Genomic DNA, 19,671 nt, shown 5'->3' with positions numbered 1-19,671 from the left:
TGGTCGCCGCCATAGCCCCGACAAAGCCCCCGCCGAGTGGTGTTGCTCGTTCCGCTTCCCCCAAAGGTCGACCTGCGCGAAGAAATGCGGGAGGCACTTGAGGTGAAGACAGCCCGACACAGGAAAGGAATATCCCCCAGGCCCCCAACCTCCCTCATGTGAAGCACGGTTGGTCTGCGGCGCTTCACGAAAGGACACTCACACATGCCGCTTCACTCCTGCAACCCACGATTTCACCCCCGAGGTTCGCTTGAGGGTTCACGCAGCCCGCGCCATATGGGCGGAAGTCCTTCAAGACAAATCCCAGGCTTTTCGGCCATGGTCAAAAAGCGAAATGCCGCCGTCCGGTCCGGGACCGCCGCAATGCCTCAGACACCCCCACCCCGGGACTGACGGAGGCGAAGCCCCCGCCGGCGACACAGCACCATCGGCATCAGTGAGATGCCCGACGCCGACGCCGGACCAGGACGCAGGTCACCACGCCCGCCGCGGCCAGAGCCGCGGCGCCGAGCAGCCACGGGGTCACTTGCCCCGCGGCCGGTTCCGTCGCCTGGTCCTGGCAGGCGCGACCGTTCGCGTCATCGCTCCGGGCCACCCGATAGCGGGCCCAGACCTCACCCCTGCCCACCCAGCGGACCTCGTACAGACCGGGCCCGGCATCGCACCGGATCACCGCCGTCGCCGTCAGGACCGCCTTGGCCCCGCTCATGACGGGCTGGTCAGTAAAGCCCGGCGAGGCGAGAGTGTTACCGAACCCCAGCTCCGCGTCCGAAGCCGTGGGCGTCACCTTGTCGCCGGGCTTGAACGTCCGCACGTCCCAGGACGACTGCGGCCAGGGGTCACCCGCGGGCCAGCGCTCGTCCGGCTGTTCCGGGGGAAGGGCGGCAGCCTTCCCGGGGCAGGCCTTGCGTTCGGCCTCGCCGATGTCCGCGACCTTGACGCTCACCCAGACGTCGCCCTTGGCGCCGTTGAGGGGACCACCCGGCCCGGTCTGCTCGACCGGGTAGACGCCCGGCGGGGTGTCACACCCCACGGTGGCCACGGCGGTGATGACCGGATCGTTCATCCTCAGCGTCCCGTGCTGAATGAAGATCTCGGAGCTCACCCAGTTTCCGTTCTTCCCCGGCAGGGACGAGGCCACCGCGAACGTGAGCCGCTCACCAGGGCGCGCGGACAACTGCGCCCCCGCGAGTGTCGGGGTGGGCGGATCCGCGGTCGGCGTCGCGGAGGCACTGCCCTCCGCGGCCGGTATCAGCAGCAGCGCCAGCGCGGTGGCTACACCGATCCTCGTCCTCGTCGTGCCCATTCGCCCTCTTTTCATCTCCGTTGACGATCTTCCATATCCCTGCATGGCCTGCCCCCTCGTCGAACTGACGCACCATTACGGCTCGTTGACCCGAAGTATCACCTCACCCAGGAAGTAGGTTCTTCGAGATCCAGATGGTTCACCGCGTCAACTCTCAGCGTGATCGCGACCGTACTGGGCGCCGGTCCTCGGGCAAGGCGGACACCTCCTGCACCGGCAGTGTGGTCGGCAGCGCGGGCAAGAACATGGTGCTCACGGCGGGGCACCGCGCGGACAGCACGAAGAAGCCGACGAGCCACGCCATCTTCGTACCGCAGTACCTCAGTACCTCAGTACCGCAACGGCAAAGCCGCCGGCGCCCAGCCGTACGGCATCTTCCCGCTCAAGGCCAAGCGCGTCTATCAAGACCCCCGTTACCAGCGCAACAGCAAAGGCGCGGTGTCCGACCCGGACCTCGCCTTCGCCTTGGTCGAGCCGAACGCCAAGGGCAACATCGAGAACGTCACCGGGGCACTCACCTTCACACCGGTAACGAGGTGGTCGGCGATTGAAGATCAGGGCCGGGAACGTATGACTGAGGGCCCAGGGTGCTGACCGGGATGGTGGTTCGGCCGTTGGTGAACCTCAATCCTCCAGCTGAACTTTCCGCATACCCTCCGGACATGGTTGATCAACGTTCGGTCGACGTGGGAGGGGTCCGGCTAGCCTATGAGGTGTCGGGTCCGCCGGATGCTCCGCCGCTCGTCCTGTTGCATGGGCTGGGCGAGGATGCCACCGACTGGGCGGTGGTGGGGCCTGCCCTCGCCCGCAGCCGACGGGCATTTGCCCTCGATCTTCGCGGTCACGGCCGAAGCGACTGGCCGGGGGACTACTCGCTCGAACTCATGCAGGCCGATGTTCTCCGGTTCCTGGACGTGCTGGGACTTGGCCAAGTGGACCTAATCGGGCACTCCATGGGCGGGATCGTGGCCTACCTGCTCGCGGAGGACCATCCGCAGCGGGTGAACCGGCTCGTCCTGGAGGACGTTTCGGTCCCGCGTCCCCGGGAGCAGACCACACCGACCAGGCCGGACGGCGACCTGACCTTCGACTGGGAGATGGTGCTGGCTATCAGGAGGCAGATCGACGTGCCTGACCCCAGGTGGCTGGAGCGGCTCAGCGAAATCACCGCCGAGACTCTCGTGGTGGCCGGCGGCCCACGCAGCCATGTGCCCCAGGACGGCGTCGCCGAGTTGGCTCGTCGCATCCCCGGCGGGCGAGCGGTCACCATCCCGGTTGGACACCTGATCCACCACGCGGCGCCGGCGGCGTTCACGGAGGCGGTTTCGGCGTTCTTGCCGGCCAGTGTCGGCGTCCGCCCTGCCCGCTGACCATGCGTGCAGTCGCAGGCCGTGACGTGGGGCCGCCGCGCGGGTTCTTCGAGTGTGATCAGGAAGTGGGCCCGCGCGGCCTTGTCTCATCCTGCCTTCTCCGGCCTGTCCCACGCACATCTCGGCGCTTTGACCGAGGAGTTGGACGAGTCCTGGACCGCGCGCCAGGAGTCCGCGCTGCACGAGCGGCGCGGTGGCGTTCCAGGTAGAAGGAATCATGGTGATCGGCGCTGCAGACCGGGCCTCGCAGCAACTCCCCTCACGGCAGGTCGGTACGTCCCAGCCATGCCGGTTTCACCGGCACGCCATCCTCGTCGCGCTCCACCGCCACCGACGGCGCCACCGACGGCGACGGTGGCGGTGGCGGGAGCTCCGGCGTCGTGGCCGACAGCGCCTCAGCCCCGACTGGCTCATCGCTGACCCGTTCCGCTGGTGCAGGGCGGTCGGTGTCGTCCAAAAGTTCGACAGCGGAGAAGCGGGTGGCGTGGGACTGCCACGCGCCGTCGACAACCAGCAGAAATCCATCACCGTCGCGGAAGAGGCGGCGACGTTTGGGGCTCCTGGGGTGCTCCGGCGTGTAGGCACGCGCCCGCCTCTCCAGCTCCGCCAGAGCCACCTCGCGCCCACCCTCCACATGCGCCATCACGTAGGCCTCGGTGTGTTTGCGCTCCCCCAAGCCGACCGTTGTCTCCAGGATCAGTCCCCACGTCGCCATGGCCGGCTCCCTTCTCTGTTTCCATCGAGCAGTAGCAGAACGGCAGATGTGATGTGTGTCTACTGGCCTTCCTCGGCAGCGGGCTGCGAGGTTCCCCGGCCTCCTTCGCCGTGGTCACGGTGTGGGGCAGCCGAATTTGACCCTTGCCTCCTTGGTGAAGGCGTTGAACAGATCGCTCGGGGCGGATGAGCCGGTTCCGAGGGATTCGGTGTACCGGGGGCCAGGCTCCATGGCGAAGTAGGTGGCCTTGCCGGCACAGTCGGACAGGATGTGGGTGGCATCGAATCCGTGCCCGGTGAATCCCTGGGACTTACGGATGCCCTCGATGACGGCCGGGTCCCGGGTCACCGAGAAAGTGGCGTAGGCCGCCTTCCCGCCGTCGGCGGTAGCCGGACCGCAGGACCAGCTGACGTCGGATACCTGAACTGTCTCCGTACGAACTCCCGGCACGGTGAAACCAGGCAGGCCGCACACACCGCTGGCCACGACCGGGCGCCGGCTCATCACCGGAGCGATGCGAGCCGGGGCCGCCAGCGGGGCGGGCGGGGTGCAGCCGGCGCGGTCGCTGACCCGGTTGGCTGTGCCCGTCAGCAGCCCGACCAGCTTCGCGGCGTCCGCGCTGTCCGGTGCGTATGCCTCGACCAGACCCGCCTGGCGGTCCGTACAGGCCGCCGGGAGAAGGACCCAGGCCCGGCCGGAGGCAGCACCGCCGCCCGGGAAGAACGACACCGCCGAGGCGTCGGGCCAGCGGCCGCCGGTAAGGGCAAAGTCGCCGCGCTCGCTGGTTCCCTGAATGTGGAGAGTCTGCTTGTCGGAGCCCGGCAGCGCCGCCGCCTTGCGCTCGATGACACAGTCGAACCGGGTCTTTCCGTCGTCGGCGCCGGACCGCGGGCCTGGGCGGTCAGAGATCCTGCCGGCGCCCGTGAGTACGGCCTCGACAGACTCCGCAGTCACCACGCCCCCGCAGAGGGCCGAGTCGCCGAACGCGTTGGTGTTCAGCCACAGATGCAGACCGCCCAGGGCGGCCACCGCGGTGACGGCGGCGGCGAGCGTCTTGCGTGGGAACTTGGCTGCCCGCTGCGGGGTCGTGGTCATCGCGTTCTACTTCCTCGTGCGGAGCGCGGAGTACGCGTCCTCGCGGCCGGTGGTGTAACTCTGCTTGGCCTCGCGTGTTCGTGCGCCACGGATCCTCTGGCGCCCTGCCCGGTCGCGAAGGAGTCGATCAGGGAGTTCGTCGCGCGCACTCCGGCCGCGGCGTCCGTGCTCTCCTTTTTGAGTGTCATGGCCTCGTGCTCCGCCGCGACGTCTTTGGACCATCCGTAGGTGGCGGCGTCGATCATTCGCTGCGCCGGATCGCCGATGACCGGGAACTGGGTGATGAGGCCACCGAAGCCGTGGTAGCCGTACCGGGCGGCGTCGTTCATATTACCGATCTTCGTCGTCGCGGTCGTCGAGGGTGACGTCGGAGCCGATGGCGTTCACGGCTCCGAAGACCTCGCCGACGTGGCGGGCGCGGTTGTCCCCGTCGCCGACGACGTTGCCGGCCTCGCCCGGTCCGGCGGGCTTGGCGTGGGTGAGGTAGTCGGCGGAGTATCGGCGTTCCGATTCGTACATCACGTCGTAGGCGGTGATGGGCTGGCCGGTGGGGCCCGTTCCGACCTCGCCGTCGGCGACGCCGCGCATGACGCGGAGCAGGCTGTGCTTGCCGCTGGTGATGCTGGACTCGTCGCCGTGTGCGGTGATGCCGTCTTGGCCGACGGGGTGCCGCTGAGGATGGAAGTGGGTGTCGGCGGTGTAGTCGACCAGGGCGCGGCCCAGGGGCGCCTTGAGGGTGTCGGCGGTGGTGTCGCCCTTGCCGTCGGCGTCCAGGATCGAGATGGTCTGCTGCGTGACCCGCGCCTCGGCCTCGGAGTGGTGGCTGTGGTTCGCCGCGGCCACACCCGGTTCCCGGCCCGTGGTGGAGGGTTCCAGTGCCAGGCCGAGACCGGTTCGGGCGTCTTTGCCCTCGGACTCGAGGTCCCTGCTGGTCTCGAAGTTGCCCTGCCACACGGGGGTGTCGTCGAACTTCCGGTCCCGGTCCTTGAGCAGGTACTGGAGGTTGTCGTTCTTGCCGTCGGAGCCGGGGTCGAAGTAGGAGGTTGCGGCTTCCGGGTTCTTCGACATGATGCCCAGGACGCCGTCGAGGGGGTCGTTGGCGAACCAGCCCTCGTTGTCGACGCTGAAATCGCCGTTGAGGTCCGGCAAGCTCTGTGGCCGTCTTCGTGTTTTGCAGGACGAGCTGACTGTGGTCGGCGACCTGATCAGCGACCCCGCCGGGGCCACGGCTCGCCAGGAGTGGATCAGCGACTCGGGCTTTGGTACGCCGAGCCGACCGACCTGGGAGACTGGGATTCGGTCATCGGGCCACTCGCCGCGCAAATCATCACTGCCCGGTCCTGCGGGTCAATCCGCAGATGGCCTTCCGCCTGAAGGAGATCGAGGCTGATCTGATCGCGCACCGGGCCCGTGCCGAGGCTGAAGGCCGGATCGGCGAGATCGAGGGCATCGATCTGGACCTTGACGCCGCTTCGGCGGAAACAGGCCGAAGCGAGGCTGCCGGCCACCCTGCCCCGAACCGTTGACCTGGGCATTCCCCTGGTAGCACGTCGCGGTAGCCAGTAGGGGGATCAGGCATTCAAGTACCCTCCCGGGCAGGGGCGGAGAGGCTGACGACTGCCGGCCGGGGCTGCTGGGCGGCTTCGAACAGGCGGACCTGAAGGTGGCATGATCGGCTCCGGTCGGACTTGGCGATGGGGGTGTGATGTGGGCGAATGGCGGACCGATCCGACGTTTGCGATGTGCCGGGAGTTGGTGGACGGGGCAGAACTGTCCTCGTTCGTGGGCGGACGGTTCGACGTTCGGACAGCGGTCGCCACCATCCGGCCCGAAGCCAAGGACGGATTCCTGCTCGACCAAGTCCCCTGGGAGAATTTCCCGCAGGGACATCGTGTCAGGGAAGCCGTTCACCTGCTGCACACGAACGCCTCGACTGTTCGCACCGGAGCAGGCGTCGTGGATGGAATGTGTGCCAACGACATGCGGGCCGCGGCCGTTCTCGCTGTGCCGTTCCTGATCCGCATCGCCGCCGATACTCGCCACCCGTACCGTGCCGGCGCGCTCGCAGAAGCCTCCGGCCCGGCACGCGCCCGCTATTTCGGCGTGGCGTCCCGCAACGAACTGCTACTCCACCGCGCCGACACCCAGGACGGCGATCCGTACGACGCCTACGGCGTAGAGGTGACTGGCTACCCTGCCGGCTGGTCGGTCGCCGCCGCCCGAGCCGCGATCACCGCCGACATCGCTCTCCTGCAGCCCCTTCTCGGGGACCCCGACCCGTCGATACGCATCCACGCCGCCTACACACTGGCCACCGCCGCAGATCCCGACCGGGGGGTCCGTTCCTCCTTCCGCGCCCGGTTCGACGCCGAGCAGGACCCGATCGTCTGCGCCGCCTTGGTTCTCGCCACCGCCGAAGCCACCCGAACCCACCCCCACTCGCCGACCACCGCGTGGCTGCGCGAACAGTGGCGGGACCCGTCACAGGCGCCCGAAGTCCGGCTGGCCGCCACGGTCGCCTGGCTTTGCCTCACAGACGAACCCGTCCCCGACGACATGCGCACCGGCATCGATGACCTCGCCACCGACGAGCGCGCCCACGCCATGGAAGCCCTGCCATGGATGGCTGCTGCCGGCGGATCCAGCGAAACGGGACTGCACCGCTGCGTACGAACGATGCTCCACCCCGACCAGCCCGATCCTGAACCCTGCGACGACCCATGGGCCCCGCGCCCCTGACGGTGAGAAACCAGCCATCAGTGCCTGGTCTCCATGTGTAATGAGAAGTCGGGCCGTATCGGTGGCCGCGCACGCTGGCTGCACGGAGAACAGCACAAGCTCGCCGCCAGATTGAACGAGATGCCCTGGTGCAGTTCAAGGACAAGGGTCCGCCGCCGGGACACCACCGAAGCGATCATCGGCGGCGTCACCGGCGCCCTCGCCCACCCCCAGCTCCTCATCCTCGGCCGCCACGACGACACCGGCCGGCTGCGCGCCGTCGGCCGCACCACACCCCCTGCGCCCGGACCAGGCACGGCAGGTAGCCGAACGCCTGACGGTCGCATCCCCCCGGGCATCCGTGGACCGGTGCACGGTTCTGGGAGGCATGGGGAACACCATGCTCATGCCAGCTCGGCGACGCTATAGCCTCCGCCTGTGACCACCAACCGCAGGCAGACGGGAAAGCCTGACCCCGACGGGCTCCCGCATTATCAAGAGCTCCTGGACGGTACAGATTGGGCATCCCTCGCCACTACGTGTGGGACGGGCGAGTCCCTGCCGGCGGCATTGGCACGCCTCCTGGACCTCGACCCGGCCGTCAGGGCAGACGCCGCAAAGAACGCGCTCGGAGAAGTGACCCACCAGAACACCATCTACGAAGCCACCCCGCCCGTGGCACTCTACGTCGCGGCCATCCTCAACCAACCCGACATCACAGCGGGTGACTTCGACCTCGACACCGCCGTGCCATCGCGTCGTCCGACCGTCGTGAGACTGCTGGCCTGGCTCAGCGATACCGCCTACGACGCGGACGACGAGTGCGTTGCCATCGGCGAGCGCCATTACGGCGAGGGGTTTCTCGACGAATACGAGGCGATGCGCGCGTTTCGGGACCTGCGGCCGGCGATCTTTTCCGCTGTTCAGCCCCTCCTCGGCCACGAGAGCACGGACGCCCGCGATGCAGCTCTCGTCGCCGCCATCCCCCTCGCGGAGCACCCGCTTCTCGCCGAGCATCGGGGCGAGCTTGTCGATCATGCCCGCGTCCTGCTTGCCACCAGCACTGATCGCCACAACCGAGACCGCGTCCTGGACGCGCTGCAAGCATGGGGTCACGACACCAGCGATCTGGAGAACGCAGCCGACGTTGCAGCCCGCGAACGCTACGCCCGCCTCAGGGCCGAACGCGCTTCCCGGGAAGGCAACTGGACCGGTGGATACAGCGAAGACCCGCCGTTCTGACTCAGCGATCCGGAGTGCCCCAGCCTCCCGCTGATCACAGGGAGTGGCCACATCACACAACCTGTGTCAGAGCCATGAAGGTTCTGGCTCACTCTCCGTGGAGTGGTTACGGAGAGTCAGATCTTCGGAGCCATGCGATGGCGGTTTGGATGGGCACGAAGTCGAGGCGAGGTGAGTTCCAGGGCCCGGTTGTCGCGGCCGACGCTGATGTGGTTGAGCCAGCGTTCGTACCAGTCGAGGAAGTCGGTGGCGGAGGAGACGTTGGGGCCCCGGAACCCGTCGCCGTTGCCGATGAGGACGCGGCCGGTGAGGGGACCGGTCACCGCGATGACGCATACGTCGGTGCAGCCCATCTCGATGATGTGGAGGAAGAGATCGCGTCCGTGGGCCCGGGGTTCTGTGCCGTCGAAGCCGCGGGGTGTCCCTGGTTCTCCGCGCGGATTCATGACCAGCAGGGAACACCGCTCCAGCGGCATGAGGCCGTAGAACGGCGCCGCGCCTGAGCCGCCGATGTGCGTGAGGAACTGCCGGTAGACGTCGGGCACGACGAACTTCGGGGTCGGGCAAGGCCGCGGTAGGGGCGAGCGGAAAACCTCGGCTTCCACATTTCCGCGCGACTACTGTGCTGCTTGTAGATCGTCCCGCCCGACGAAGGGAGCTGGGTTGTGCTGACCACTACGCACCCGCCGTAGGTACCTCTGGAAAGCCCAGAGGGCCTTACGGAGGCTCCTGATGTCCCGAACTGTCCGCACGACTCCCAGTCGGCTCCGCCGCCGAGAGGGCGCGTCGGAGTCCACGTTCCTGTATGACCTGCGCTACGCGAACGCTGAACTGACCCAAGCAGCCCGTGAAGGCCGTCGCCCTGCCCCGGTGAAGGCGCTGCGCCGGGTCACCTCTTGGCAATGGATGGTGCTGTACTGCAGGAAGGGCTCGTTCTCCGCCGAGATCGCTACGGCTGAGGGCCGCGCCCGGCTCCAGGGGCGACTCGAGGCCCAGCGGATCCGCGGGTTGCACCGCGCCGGCCACGACCTTGACGACGCAGATATACCGCCGGTCCGCCACCGTCATGGAGGGCTCTGGGATGCCTGGTAGAGGCAAAGGACCCAGGACGGACCGGTACTCACGAGCGCAGGATGTGCGTACTGGCGACGGCCCTCCGCGCCGGAGGACGGAGGGCCGTCGAGTAGGCGCCTGCGGTGGCCAATCGGACTTGGCTGGTTCTTCGGCTCGGGCTCGGGTGAGGCTGATCCTTTGGAGTGGGCACCCCGAACGTGGATCTTCATGCTCCAGGGAGGGGTGTCCAGGTGGGACGCGGGTCTGCGTATGCGGAGGGGTTCAGGAAGGACGCAGTCGCGCTCTTTCGGGCCGCGGCTGGGAAGCGGACCTACGCCGCGGTGGCAGCGGGTGGTGCCGGAGGCGCCGTCGCGGCCTCAGGGTGGTGGCCGGCGACGGCACGGTGATCGTGAGGTGCTTGCCGCGATCGTGTTCGTCGCGACGTCGGGTTGTACCTGGCAGCAGCTGCCAACTGCATCGTTCGGCCCCTCGGGGGCGACGGCCCACCGTCGTTTCTCGGAGTGGAGCAAGGCCCGGGTGTGGGCCAGGCTCCACCGCTTGGTCCTCGACGAACTCGGGGCCCGTGGCGAGCTGGACTGGTCCCGCTGCGCGATCGACTCGGTGAACATGAGGGCCTTGAAAAGGGGGACCTGACGGGTCCGAGTCCTGTCGATCGGGGCAAGTTCGGGTCGACGGTCCATTTGATTACCGAGCGGACCGGTCTGCCTCTGTCCGTCGGCGTTTCGGGCGCGAACCTGCACGACAGCCAGGCTCTCGAGCCCCTCGTCCGCGGCATACCGCCCATCCGATCCCGCCGCGGACGCCGGCGACGCAAGCCCGGCAAGCTCCACGCGGACAAGGGCTACGACTACGCCCACCTGCGCAGATGGTTACGCGGACGCGGCATCAAGCGTGTGGGTGCGCCACTTTGCGCCGGATCAGCGCATTCCTGAGTGATCCCCCTGCCGAGTGATTCTCGGCGGAGAGTGCCCGTCCCGGCCCGTCGTGTTCACCGTGCCTGGGTCCAGTCGCCCGCCTCCGTGCCCCGGATCCTCCGGTCCTCCGGTCCTCCGGTCCTGCGGTTCAGTCGCGGCACCGGAACGGGTGCGGGCTCGGTGGGGCGCGCGAATGTCCGGGTGACCGCCCCGGCCCTTGGCCGGGGCGGTCGCGTGTCCCCGCCATACTAAATATGGCGAACTGTCATAATACGTTTCATTCTGTCAGCCCGGTCGGGAGGATCGCTGTGACTATCTGTCAAGCCGCGAGGGGGGTGGGCACACAGGAGGCCCTCCCGTCGTCGGCGCCGTCTGGCCTTCGAGTGCGTCGCTCGCGGTGGGGTGGGTTGTTGCGGGCGCTGGTGGCAGGTCTCGTCGTAGTGGCCGGCCTGGCCATGCCCATGGTGGCCCCGCAGCCCGCCCAGGCCGTGCCGCCCGGCACCTACGCCTATGTCGCCAACTTCAACGCTGACACGGTGTCGGTGATCAACACAGCGACGAACACGGTGGTGGTCGCGGTCCCCGTCGGCGATGCGCCGTGGGGAGTGGCGGTGTCGCCGGACGGCACCCGCGCCTACGTCACCAACCGCGCCGGTGGCACGGTGTCCGTGATCAACACCGCGACCGACACGGTCGTCGCCACCGTCCCCGTGGGCCTTGAGCCCCTGGGGGTGGCGGTGTCGCCGGACAGCACCCGCGCCTACGTCACCAACTTCGGCTCCAACACGGTCTCCGTCATCAACACGGCGACGAACGCGGTCATCGCCACCATCCCCGTCGGCAATGCGCCCATCGGGGTGGCGGTGTCGCCGAACGGCACCCGCGCCTACGTCACCAACGCCGACGACGACACGGTGTCCGTGATCAACACCGCGACGAACGCGGTCGTCGCCACCATCCCCGTCGGCGACTTCCCGTTCGGGGTGGCGGTGTCGCCGAACAGCACCCGCGCCTACGTCACCAACTTCGGCTCCAACACGGTCTCCGTCATCAACACGGCGACGAACGCGGTCGTCGCCACCATCCCCGTCGGCGATGGGCCCCAGGGGGCGGCGGTGTCGCCGAACGGCACCCGCGCCTACGTCACCAACGCCGACGACGACACGGTGTCCGTCATCAACACCGCCACCAACACCGTGGTGGCCACCGTCCCCGTCGGCGATGCGCCTCGAGAGGTGGCGGTGTCGCCGGACGGCACCCGCGCCTATGTCACCAACGCCAACGACGACACGGTGTCCGTCATCAACACCGCCACCAACACCGTCGTGGCCACCGTCCCCGTCGACGACCTCCCGTTCGGGGTGGCGATCGGGGTCGTGCCCCAGCCTGCGCTGACCTGCGCGACCGCCACAGCCACCATCACCGGCACCAACCGCAATGACGTCCTGATCGGCACCCCCGGCGACGACGTGATCTTCGCTCTCGCCGGGAACGACGTGGTCGACGGCCGCGCCGGCAACGACCTGATCTGCGGCGGCGACGGCAACGACGTGCTGTCCGGCGGCGACGGCAACGACCGCGTCGAGGGCGGCAACGGAAACGACGCCCTGTCCGGCGGCGCGGGCAACGACGCCAACGAGGGCGGACCCGGCAACGACGCTCTCAACGGCGGCCCCGGGACCAACACCAACAACGGCGGAACCGGCCACAATGCCTGCGCCAACCCCCTCACCGGAAGCGGCTGCAACACCTGATCAACGATCACCGAAAACGGGCCCCGGAACGTCCCTCGCCGCAGCAGCGACCGACGCCCGGGGCCCGTTTTCGACGCTCCGCGACACAGCCCGTCAGGGGGCCGGCCTCGCCCTGCGTGACTCACTCGCCTGAACGGCCGAACTCGCACTGACCCGCACGTTCTCCACCGCTACCGGAGTAGAACCGCGCCGTTCGGCGGGACGCGCCGCACACGGTCCGCCGGGCTCAGGACACGAGGCCGTGCTCCCAGGCCCAGGCCGCGATCTCCACACGGTTGCGGGCCGGGAGCCTCTCCTGAATCCGGCTCAGGTGACTCTTGATGGTGCTGACGGCCAGACTCAGCTCGGTGGCGATCTCGTTGTTGGTACGCCCGCGCGCGACGAGGGTGGCGACCTTCAGCTCCTGCGGTGTGAGGCGCTGGAGCTGTGTCGTATTCCGCTGGGCCGGAAGCCTGTTGAAGTGGCTCAGCAGCCGCACCGTGGTGGACGGTGAGATGAGCGACTCCCCCTGGGCCGCCGCGTGTACCGCTTCCACGAGCAGGCGCGAGCCCGCGTTCTTGACGATGAAGCCGTTGGCCCCGGCACGCAGCGCCTGGTAGGCGTATTCGTCCAGGTCGAAGGTCGTGACGATGACGATCCTCGTGCGGGACGCCGCGGCATGAGGGCCGGTCCGCAGCAGTCTCGTCGCCTCCAGGCCGTCCAGACCCGGCATCCGGACGTCCATGAGGCACACATCGGGGACGAGCCGTCGTACGGCCTCGACGGCTTCGACCCCGTTGGACGCCTCACCGACCACGGATATGCCCTCGTGGCTCTCCAGGATCAGCCGGAATCCGGTCCGTACCATCTCCTGGTCGTCGGCGATCACGACGGTGACAGTCACGGCTGGGTGCTCCTCGGGCTCGGGCCGGTCGAATCCCGACGACGCATCGCTGCCGGGAGGCAGGGACTCAAGGTTGGCACAGCCGCCTTCGTCGGGTGACGGCGGCCGCCGCCGGCTACGTCAGGGGTATCGAGGCGTCCAGCTCCCAGCCGCCCTCGGGCATGGGGCCGCAGTGGAGCTCGCCACCCAGTTCGGTGAGCCGTTCGGTCAGCCCGATCAGGCCGAAGCCACTGGGGCGGAACCGGGGGCGTGCGCGGTGGCCTCCGGTCGCGTTGTCCCGTACCCGTATGACGACGCGGTCCCCTTCGCTCCCCACCAGGACGTGCACGGAGGTGGCGCCGCGGGCGTGCTTGCGGACGTTGGTCAAGCCTTCCTGCACCAGCCTCTCGACCGACTTGGCCAGTTGCGGCGACCACGTGGTGCTGTCGACCTCCTCGGAGACGGTCAGCCAGGTGCGCTGTTCCGGTGTGTCGGCACGGCGTACCAGATCGCCGACCCTGGTGAGTGCCGGCGTGGGCGGGGCGGCTTGCTCGCGGGTGCCGGGGTCGCGCAGCAGCCGCACCATACGGCTCATGGCCACGAGCCCGTCCTGACCGGTCCGCTCGATGTCGGAGAACAGCCGCCGGGCGGTGGCGGCATCCCGTTCCGCGATGTGTTCGCCCGCCTGGGCCTGCACGATGATGGCCGTGACGTGATGGGCGACGTGGTCATGCAGATCGCGCGCCAGCTCCAGTCGTTCGGCCTGTCGCACCTGCTCGGCCGTCAAGCGCCGTCGGCGGTCCTCGGCTCGCAGATACACGCCCAACAAGATGAACGCTGCCGCCAGCAGGGTGAGGAACCCGTCCAGGGGGCTGAGCAACGGCACGTCCGAAAGCCCGGGTGCCCGCCGGCCCAGCCGCGTCGTCGCGGCAAGGAGCGCGGCCGCGGAGAGCACCAGCGGCAGTCTGCGGCTGTACCGGCAGGTCACGCACATCAGGAGGAGCAGTCCGGCCAACTCGGCCCAGCCGGGGGTCCGCTGCAGTACGGACTCCTGCACCATCGACGTCACCAGCAGCGAGAGGGCGGACGCCCCTACGGTCAGGACGCAGGCCGTCCCGTGCCGGCCGTGGCGAAGGCTGCGGGACACGGCGGTCACCGCGCAGCAGACGAGTACCTCACAGGCCACGACGGCCAGTCCGAGCCTGGTCCTGCTGACCACACCCGAATCGATCGCCAGGAGCAGGACGGCGAGGAGGCCGGCCGCGAGCTCGGGAGAGGTGAGGGCGGCCGGGTGAGAGAGGCGGAGCTGAGGCGGGAGACGGAGGCGGAGCTGGGGCGGGAGACGGAGCGGGGGCGGCATGGCGAAGAGGATAGACGCCCCTGGTCAGAGCAACGAGGGCGGGAAGACGGGTGCGTACTTTTGGTGGAGGCCGTCGGTGCGAATGCGTTCTTTGGACCGCTGGGAGGGGCGCGCCCGACCGCACAGAATGGTCGGCGCAAGCGCCCACAGAACGTCTGGAGACCTCGTGAATTCCGCTGCTCCCCGTTTTCCCCTCCCGCACCGCGTGGCCCGTCGCACGCTGCTGGCGAGCGCCGCGACGCTGCTCGCCGCCACGACGCTGACCGGGTGCGGCCTCTTCGGCGAGAACTGGGACGTGAAAATGGAAGTGACGGGGACCGGACAGGCCGACATCGCATACAACTTCTCCGGAAAGAACAACCAGACGAAGGCCCCGGGCGAGGCGTTGCCGTGGCAGGTCTCCCAGAACGTCGGCTTCGGCTTCAACGGCGTCACCGTCCTCAACGCGCCGCCCGGCACCGCCTGCCGCATCTACGTCGACGGCAAGCTCCGGGAGAGTTCTGACCAGCCGGACGCCAAGGGCGTCGTTTCCTGCACCGTCAGCCTGCAGGAGAAGTAACTCGGAACACCATCCACTCGTCGTCGATGCCGAAGGCCGCGCCGGATACCGGGGACGGTGGGACGACGTGCGGCTCGTGCCGGACGGCCGGGGGCCGGGGGCCGGGGGCCGCGGCCGGGGGGGGCGGGGAGGCGGGGGCTGCACCGGGTCCGGCGGCCGGTCGATGTGGCGCGGATTCTCGTTGGTCACAGGCGGAAAGGACTACGTGCATTCATGCACGCGCGCACGAATCAGGGCCGCGTCAAAGATCGGCGGCTCGGCGGAAGGAACGCGTCAGGACGTGTCGTCGCGGCCGTCTGCCGGTCACAGACTGGTGGTGCGACGGAGCCGGGTGACGGTCCGGCGGCGCGCGGCTGGACGGTGGTGACCTGAACACCGCCGGAACACCTCAGCTCAGCTCAGCTCGGTTCGGTTCGGCTCGTGGGGGGGCCGGTCCGATGTGATGTGCGTCGGTCAACCGACGCACATCACACGAGCCGTCCGGCATCCGGTGCGGGAGCACCGGATCCGGGCGCCTCGTCGCCTGCGGGTGTTGCGCGTTCCAGGCACAGACCGCTGGTGGCACCTCGTCGCTGTTGCCCGGCAGCGTGGAGTGGCAGTTCGTCCACCCCTTGGGTGCGGGTTATGGGTCGGGGTGTACGGCTTGGATGCCGGTTGCTTCGTAGATCTCGGGTGTGAGGGTCAGGCGGTAGCGGCCGGCGGGGTGGTCGCCGGAGGGGTGGCCGGCGGAGGGGCGGGCGGCGTGGATGGCGTGGGCGGCCGCCCAGGGGTGCAGAAGTCGGCATCGCTGCGAGGGGCAGCCCCTCGCAGCCCCTCGCAGCCCCTCGCCCTAGCCACCCACGTAAAGCCGTCGGTGCCACCATCGGTACGGGCTCCCGCTCCAGTCCACCCAGTGGCTTGGATCAGGATCGTGCAGTGTCCTGCTTCGGAATTCCGCATCAAGACCGGTAAGCAGTCGTCGCAGTTCAGTGCGTGCCGGAAGGGGAAGCATGCCCACTATGTCCTCCAACGCGTCCCTGACCACTGCGACATCGTCGTACTGGCACCCAGGACAGGCCGGGCACTCCGAGGAAGTCAACCTCAGCTTCCGACCGGGCCGGCGCAGGAAGTTCCGGTAGCCGTGGAGGAATTGCGAGGTTCGCCCAGGCTGGACCTCGTAGCTGTGAGAGCTATGTTCCACCAAGTGAATCGCGGCACTCGTGCCGGCCGACAGACGGTCGATGGTGGGCAGTTCACGCGCCCATTCGGGAGGTTGGCGCTCGCGCATGACGCGGATTGCACCCGGGCGCTTACGCGGCATGAGCCTTTCTGGTGATCAGCATGGAGGCCATCCTGCCATCAGCGGTACTTGCCGCGCCAGAGCAGTGGCTGCTGACCCCAGACGAGGGCACGACGAGACGGATCCAGGGGCGCGGGGGCAGTAGGTCGCCGTGCACGGTGACGGCGAACGGCCCCTCGTCTCAACCCTGTTCGTGGTGAACGCAGGCCCGGTTCGCTCCGGTCGCGTCGACCACCAGCACGGTGCAACACCAGGCGCGGGGTCGTCGGCGCGGGCGGTCCGCGATCGCGGGTCCGGCACGGTCGCGCCGACGACCGACGCCGCCTCCCGCTCGTTCGGTCGCACCGCCCACGGGGCCAGGGTGGAGACGCGCTCGCGGGTGGGTGTCGTGGTCCACGGCCGGCGGGTCCGGGTGGTACCCGGCCGCCGTGACGCGCGGCGGCATGGACGCCCGGCGGTATGGACGCCCGGCGGTATGAACGATCCCGGTGCGGCGAACGGGCCCGACGTTCGGCTCAGCGCTGGGGGCCCGTTGTCCATGCGTCGAGCAGTATCCCGGCGTGGTCGGCGAGCAGCGCGGCGGGCATCAGGGGGTTCCCGGTCTCCAGGATGACGGCGACGACGGGGCCGGCGAGTTGGGCGGCGGCCAGTGGCGAAGGGGGCATGGCGGGGGCGTACGGGCGTACGCGAGCGAGCACGGCCGAGGTGGCGGTGCCGACGAGGTCGGCGGCGCGGACGAGATCGCGTACCGCGGTGTCGTGCTGCGCTTCGCCCAGCAGCGCCCGGTAGGCGAGGCCGGCCGGCGAGGTGGTGAGGAAGGTGGTCAGCGCTTCGAGGAAGGCGAGGAGGTCGTCGACGGGACGGGCCTGCGGCTCGACGTCCAACTCGTGGGCGGCGTCGGACGTGCTCGCCTCCAGCAGGATCTCCGCCTTGGTGGACCACCACCGGTAGACGGTCTGGCGCCCGACTCCGGCGCGTTCGGCGATGCCCTTCATGGTCATCGCCGCGTACCCCTGCTCGACGAGCATGTCGTCGACGGCGTGGAGAACGGCGATCCGCGCCGATTCGCTGCGGGGGCGTCCGGGTGTGGCCTGTCCGTGGGCTGTGCGTGACATGCGATCAGCTTATCAAGACACGGTGCCTCGGAATGGTGCTAGCCTCATTTCGAAGCACGCTGCCTCGAAATTGGTGCGGGCGGCCGTAGGCATGTCCGGCCGTTCCCGTCGTTCTCGGACACCACGTTCTCGGACATCAGAGGGAAACCCATGAAAACAACCCATCACTGCACGGTGCTGGCCCGGCGCCACCTCACCCCCCGCACGGTCAGACTCACCGTGGGCGGACCGAGTCTCATCGGGCTCGCCCCCCGCCCGGCCCAGGACATCGAGATGCTCCTCACCGACGCCCGCGGAAGCCGGGTCAAGCGGCGCTACACCATCCGGCACGCCCGCCCACAGGTCGGCGAGTGGGACATCGACGCGGTCCTGCACCCGGGCGGCGGGCCGGGCAGCACCTGGGCGGCGAGCGCGGAACCCGGTTCCCCCGTGGAGTTCGCCGGCCCCCGAGGGAAGCTCCGACCAGGACCGGCCGACGGCCATCTGTTCATCGGTGACGAAGCCTCCCTGCCGGCGATCGCGGCCCTGACCGAGGCGCTGCCGGCCGGTCAGGAGGCCACCGCCGTCGTCGAGACCGAGTCTCCCGCCGACCGGGTCCCGATCGCGGCGGACCGGGTGCGCTGGCTCGAGCGCGGCGGCCGGCCTCCCGGCGACCCGCAGGCGCTTCTCGCCGCGGTCGCCGAGGAAATACTGGCGGGCCGCTTCGGCCAGGTCTACGTCCTCGCCGAGGCCGGCGCGGCGCGGGCGATCCGCGAACTCGTGCACAGCGCGGGCGTCCGGCCGGACCAGGTCTTCGCCAAGGGCTACTGGACGGCCGACCGCCGCCCCGCCGTCACGTCGCGGAACCCGATGTGAGGGCCGCAGCGCCCGAATCTCGGAGCGGACCGACGGCGCGACAGGTCACGGTGGCGTTCCGAGGACTTCTGGTCGTCCGGCTGCTCGGCGCCCTGGCCGGCGGCGTCATGCTGCCCTTCGTCATCCTGTGGGCCCATCGCGTCGGCGGGCTGAGCGGAGCGGCGGCCGGCACGCTGTTCCTCGTTCAGGCCGTCGGTGAGTTCACCGGCGGTCTGGTCGGGGGCGCCTTGGCCGACCGCATCGGCCACCGCCGCATGCTGCTGCTCTCCACGACCGGGATGGCTCTCGGCTACGGCAGCCTCTTCCTGGTGCACCAGCCGATACCCGCCCTCGGTCTGTTCCTCGCCGCGGGACTCTTCGAGTCGGCGTTCCACCCCACCATCGCAGCGCTCATCGGCGACCTGCACGCCGACGAGGACCTCCCCCACGCCTACGGGCTGACCCGCGTGGTGGCGAGCGTAGGCGGATTGGTCGGCCCGATCCTGGGAGCGGCAGCCGTCACCCTCTCGCTGTCGGGCGTGTTCGCCGTGGCAGGCGTCCTGCTCGTCGGCGCCGCCCTGACGGTGCTCGTCGCCGTTCCCCCCGACCGCGTCATCGGCCCGGAGACAGCCGAGTCAGACACCAAGGAGGCGTACGGCGCGCTCGCCCGGATCCTGCGCGACCGCAGACTGGCGCTGCTCATCCTCGGCGGCAGCCTGCTCAGCATCACCTTCACCTGGTGGCAAGCCGACGGCCTGGTACTCCTGCAGCAACTCCACCCTCTGAGCACCACCGCCTACGCGGCCTTGTTCGTCATCGACGCCCTCGCGATCATCCTGTTCCAGATCCCGGTCAGCCGCTGGACCCGCCGACGTGACATCGGGCGCATGCTCTTCCTGGGCGCCGCGCTCCAAGGCGTGGGCCTCGCGGGATTCGCCGCCGCCGGACTCGGCTACCCAGCCCTCGTCGTGGCCGTTCTCGTCGTCTCCTTCGGAATGATGATCTCCGGCCCCACCACCTCGGCATTCATCACCCGCTACGCCCCGCCGGGACGCAGCGCCACCTATCAGGCCGCCCTGTCCACCACACAAGACATCGGCGCCGCGATCGGCCCCACCTCCGGCCTCGCCCTCGGCCGCATCGGCGCACCGGCCCTGGTATGGATCTCGGCGCTCCCCCTCGGCCTCCTCGCGGGCCTCGCCACCGCGCGGGCCGCCGGCCCGCCGTCACGACCGGACCCCCATACCGCGACGGCCGGCGGCGCACATCCGTCGTGAAACACGCGCCTCGTCGCGGCGGAAAGGGGAGAAAGGGGGAGAACGGGAGAAGCGCAGGTGCGCTGAGGCGCAGCACGAGACCGTCACGGTACCGACCGTCGGCGCCGGTGGGTGTGCGGCGGTGGGTGCGCGAGGCGATGGGGGGCGCCCGCGCGCCCGTGGACTGGCCCCACCCCCGGAGTGTCCGCGGACGTCAA

At 69.3% G+C, this 19,671-nt stretch carries 16 protein-coding genes and 2 pseudogenes; 9 read left to right on the top strand and 9 right to left on the bottom strand.

Annotated features, from left to right (window positions below; genetic code table 11):
- Positions 1–433 precede the first annotated feature (433 nt).
- On the bottom strand, positions 434–1,306 hold the full coding sequence (locus ACFYW3_RS34500; protein WP_389388410.1) for a hypothetical protein: 873 nt from the start codon (positions 1,304–1,306) through the stop codon (positions 434–436).
- A gap of 662 nt (positions 1,307–1,968) precedes the next feature.
- On the opposite strand from ACFYW3_RS34500, the gene ACFYW3_RS34495 reads away from it, so the two are divergent.
- Entirely contained in the window at positions 1,969–2,676 is a 708-nt protein-coding gene (locus tag ACFYW3_RS34495) for an alpha/beta fold hydrolase (RefSeq protein ID WP_389388409.1), read from the top strand.
- A gap of 259 nt (positions 2,677–2,935) precedes the next feature.
- Here the strand turns inward: ACFYW3_RS34495 and ACFYW3_RS34490 are convergent, their stop codons facing one another.
- The 4 genes from ACFYW3_RS34490 to ACFYW3_RS34475 form a co-directional block, all read right to left on the bottom strand.
- Complete coding sequence (locus ACFYW3_RS34490; protein WP_389388408.1) at positions 2,936–3,391, bottom strand: hypothetical protein; 456 nt, start codon at positions 3,389–3,391, stop codon at positions 2,936–2,938.
- A gap of 114 nt (positions 3,392–3,505) precedes the next feature.
- A complete protein-coding gene (locus ACFYW3_RS34485; protein ID WP_351750351.1) occupies positions 3,506–4,486 on the bottom strand; it encodes a hypothetical protein in 981 nt (326 codons plus the stop codon).
- A complete protein-coding gene (locus ACFYW3_RS34480; protein WP_389388407.1) occupies positions 4,483–4,815 on the bottom strand; it encodes a hypothetical protein in 333 nt (110 codons plus the stop codon). The genes ACFYW3_RS34485 and ACFYW3_RS34480 overlap by 4 nt, the downstream gene beginning before the upstream one ends.
- A 1-nt stretch (position 4,816) precedes the next feature.
- Positions 4,817–5,635, bottom strand: a complete 819-nt coding sequence (locus ACFYW3_RS34475) for a hypothetical protein (RefSeq protein WP_389388406.1) — start codon at positions 5,633–5,635, stop codon at positions 4,817–4,819.
- 209 nt (positions 5,636–5,844) lie between these two features.
- Between ACFYW3_RS34475 and ACFYW3_RS34470 the strand changes: the two genes are divergently transcribed.
- The 3 genes from ACFYW3_RS34470 to ACFYW3_RS34460 all read left to right on the top strand — a co-directional run bounded on the left by ACFYW3_RS34470 (position 5,845) and on the right by ACFYW3_RS34460 (position 8,446).
- Positions 5,845–6,012, top strand: a complete 168-nt coding sequence (locus tag ACFYW3_RS34470; RefSeq protein ID WP_389388405.1) for a hypothetical protein — start codon at positions 5,845–5,847, stop codon at positions 6,010–6,012.
- 142 nt (positions 6,013–6,154) lie between these two features.
- A complete protein-coding gene (locus ACFYW3_RS34465) occupies positions 6,155–7,225 on the top strand; it encodes a hypothetical protein (protein WP_389388404.1) in 1,071 nt (356 codons plus the stop codon).
- A 417-nt stretch (positions 7,226–7,642) separates the two neighbouring features.
- Positions 7,643–8,446, top strand: a complete 804-nt coding sequence (locus ACFYW3_RS34460; RefSeq protein ID WP_351750356.1) for a hypothetical protein — start codon at positions 7,643–7,645, stop codon at positions 8,444–8,446.
- A 116-nt stretch (positions 8,447–8,562) separates the two neighbouring features.
- Here the strand turns inward: ACFYW3_RS34460 and ACFYW3_RS34455 are convergent.
- Positions 8,563–8,994, bottom strand: a pseudogene (locus ACFYW3_RS34455) (SMI1/KNR4 family protein); the annotation flags it as partial.
- Positions 8,995–9,817: 823 nt separating this feature from the next.
- On the opposite strand from ACFYW3_RS34455, the pseudogene ACFYW3_RS34450 reads away from it, so the two are divergent.
- Both ACFYW3_RS34450 and ACFYW3_RS34445 read left to right on the top strand, forming a co-directional pair.
- Positions 9,818–10,407, top strand: a pseudogene (locus tag ACFYW3_RS34450) (IS5 family transposase); the annotation flags it as partial.
- 437 nt (positions 10,408–10,844) lie between these two features.
- Positions 10,845–12,188: a beta-propeller fold lactonase family protein gene (locus tag ACFYW3_RS34445; RefSeq protein ID WP_389388403.1), complete on the top strand. Its 1,344-nt coding sequence runs from the start codon at positions 10,845–10,847 to the stop codon at positions 12,186–12,188.
- A gap of 226 nt (positions 12,189–12,414) precedes the next feature.
- Here ACFYW3_RS34445 and ACFYW3_RS34440 read toward each other — a convergent pair whose 3' ends face one another.
- Complete coding sequence (locus ACFYW3_RS34440) at positions 12,415–13,071, bottom strand: response regulator transcription factor (RefSeq protein WP_351750359.1); 657 nt, start codon at positions 13,069–13,071, stop codon at positions 12,415–12,417.
- A 115-nt stretch (positions 13,072–13,186) separates the two neighbouring features.
- Positions 13,187–14,410 carry a sensor histidine kinase gene (locus ACFYW3_RS34435; protein WP_389388402.1) on the bottom strand — a complete coding sequence of 408 codons (1,224 nt, stop codon included), beginning with the start codon at positions 14,408–14,410 and terminating at the stop codon, positions 13,187–13,189.
- Positions 14,411–14,615: 205 nt separating this feature from the next.
- Here ACFYW3_RS34435 and ACFYW3_RS34430 point away from each other — a divergent pair, with 205 nt between their 5' ends.
- Positions 14,616–14,969: a hypothetical protein gene (locus ACFYW3_RS34430; protein WP_389388401.1), complete on the top strand. Its 354-nt coding sequence runs from the start codon at positions 14,616–14,618 to the stop codon at positions 14,967–14,969.
- A gap of 1,794 nt (positions 14,970–16,763) precedes the next feature.
- Here the strand turns inward: ACFYW3_RS34430 and ACFYW3_RS34425 are convergent.
- A complete protein-coding gene (locus tag ACFYW3_RS34425; protein WP_389388400.1) occupies positions 16,764–17,363 on the bottom strand; it encodes a TetR/AcrR family transcriptional regulator in 600 nt (199 codons plus the stop codon).
- A 150-nt stretch (positions 17,364–17,513) separates the two neighbouring features.
- Between ACFYW3_RS34425 and ACFYW3_RS34420 the strand changes: the two genes are divergently transcribed.
- Both ACFYW3_RS34420 and ACFYW3_RS34415 read left to right on the top strand, forming a co-directional pair.
- Entirely contained in the window at positions 17,514–18,218 is a 705-nt protein-coding gene (locus ACFYW3_RS34420; protein ID WP_389388399.1) for a siderophore-interacting protein, read from the top strand.
- 50 nt (positions 18,219–18,268) lie between these two features.
- Entirely contained in the window at positions 18,269–19,474 is a 1,206-nt protein-coding gene (locus ACFYW3_RS34415) for an MFS transporter (protein ID WP_389388398.1), read from the top strand.
- Positions 19,475–19,671: the final 197 nt, after the last annotated feature.

Origin of the sequence: Streptomyces sp. NPDC002602 (assembly GCF_042889445.1) — a bacterium.
Taxonomy (GTDB): Bacteria; Actinomycetota; Actinomycetes; order Streptomycetales; family Streptomycetaceae; genus Streptomyces.
This window is presented reverse-complemented; position numbering and strand designations above follow the sequence as displayed.

Excerpts from the sequence above, each read along its gene's own strand:
- ACFYW3_RS34425 (WP_389388400.1), bottom strand. The coding sequence starts at position 17,363 with ATGTCACGCACAGCCCACGGACAGGCCACACCCGGACGCCCCCGCAGC.
- ACFYW3_RS34420 (WP_389388399.1), top strand. The coding sequence starts at position 17,514 with ATGAAAACAACCCATCACTGCACGGTGCTGGCCCGGCGCCACCTCACC.
- ACFYW3_RS34485 (WP_351750351.1), bottom strand. The coding sequence starts at position 4,486 with ATGACCACGACCCCGCAGCGGGCAGCCAAGTTCCCACGCAAGACGCTC.
- ACFYW3_RS34435 (WP_389388402.1), bottom strand. The coding sequence starts at position 14,410 with ATGCCGCCCCCGCTCCGTCTCCCGCCCCAGCTCCGCCTCCGTCTCCCG.
- ACFYW3_RS34480 (WP_389388407.1), bottom strand. The coding sequence starts at position 4,815 with ATGAACGACGCCGCCCGGTACGGCTACCACGGCTTCGGTGGCCTCATC.
- ACFYW3_RS34495 (WP_389388409.1), top strand. The coding sequence starts at position 1,969 with ATGGTTGATCAACGTTCGGTCGACGTGGGAGGGGTCCGGCTAGCCTAT.
- ACFYW3_RS34500 (WP_389388410.1), bottom strand. The coding sequence starts at position 1,306 with ATGGGCACGACGAGGACGAGGATCGGTGTAGCCACCGCGCTGGCGCTG.
- ACFYW3_RS34465 (WP_389388404.1), top strand. The coding sequence starts at position 6,155 with ATGATCGGCTCCGGTCGGACTTGGCGATGGGGGTGTGATGTGGGCGAA.
- ACFYW3_RS34490 (WP_389388408.1), bottom strand. The coding sequence starts at position 3,391 with ATGGCGACGTGGGGACTGATCCTGGAGACAACGGTCGGCTTGGGGGAG.
- ACFYW3_RS34470 (WP_389388405.1), top strand. The coding sequence starts at position 5,845 with ATGGCCTTCCGCCTGAAGGAGATCGAGGCTGATCTGATCGCGCACCGG.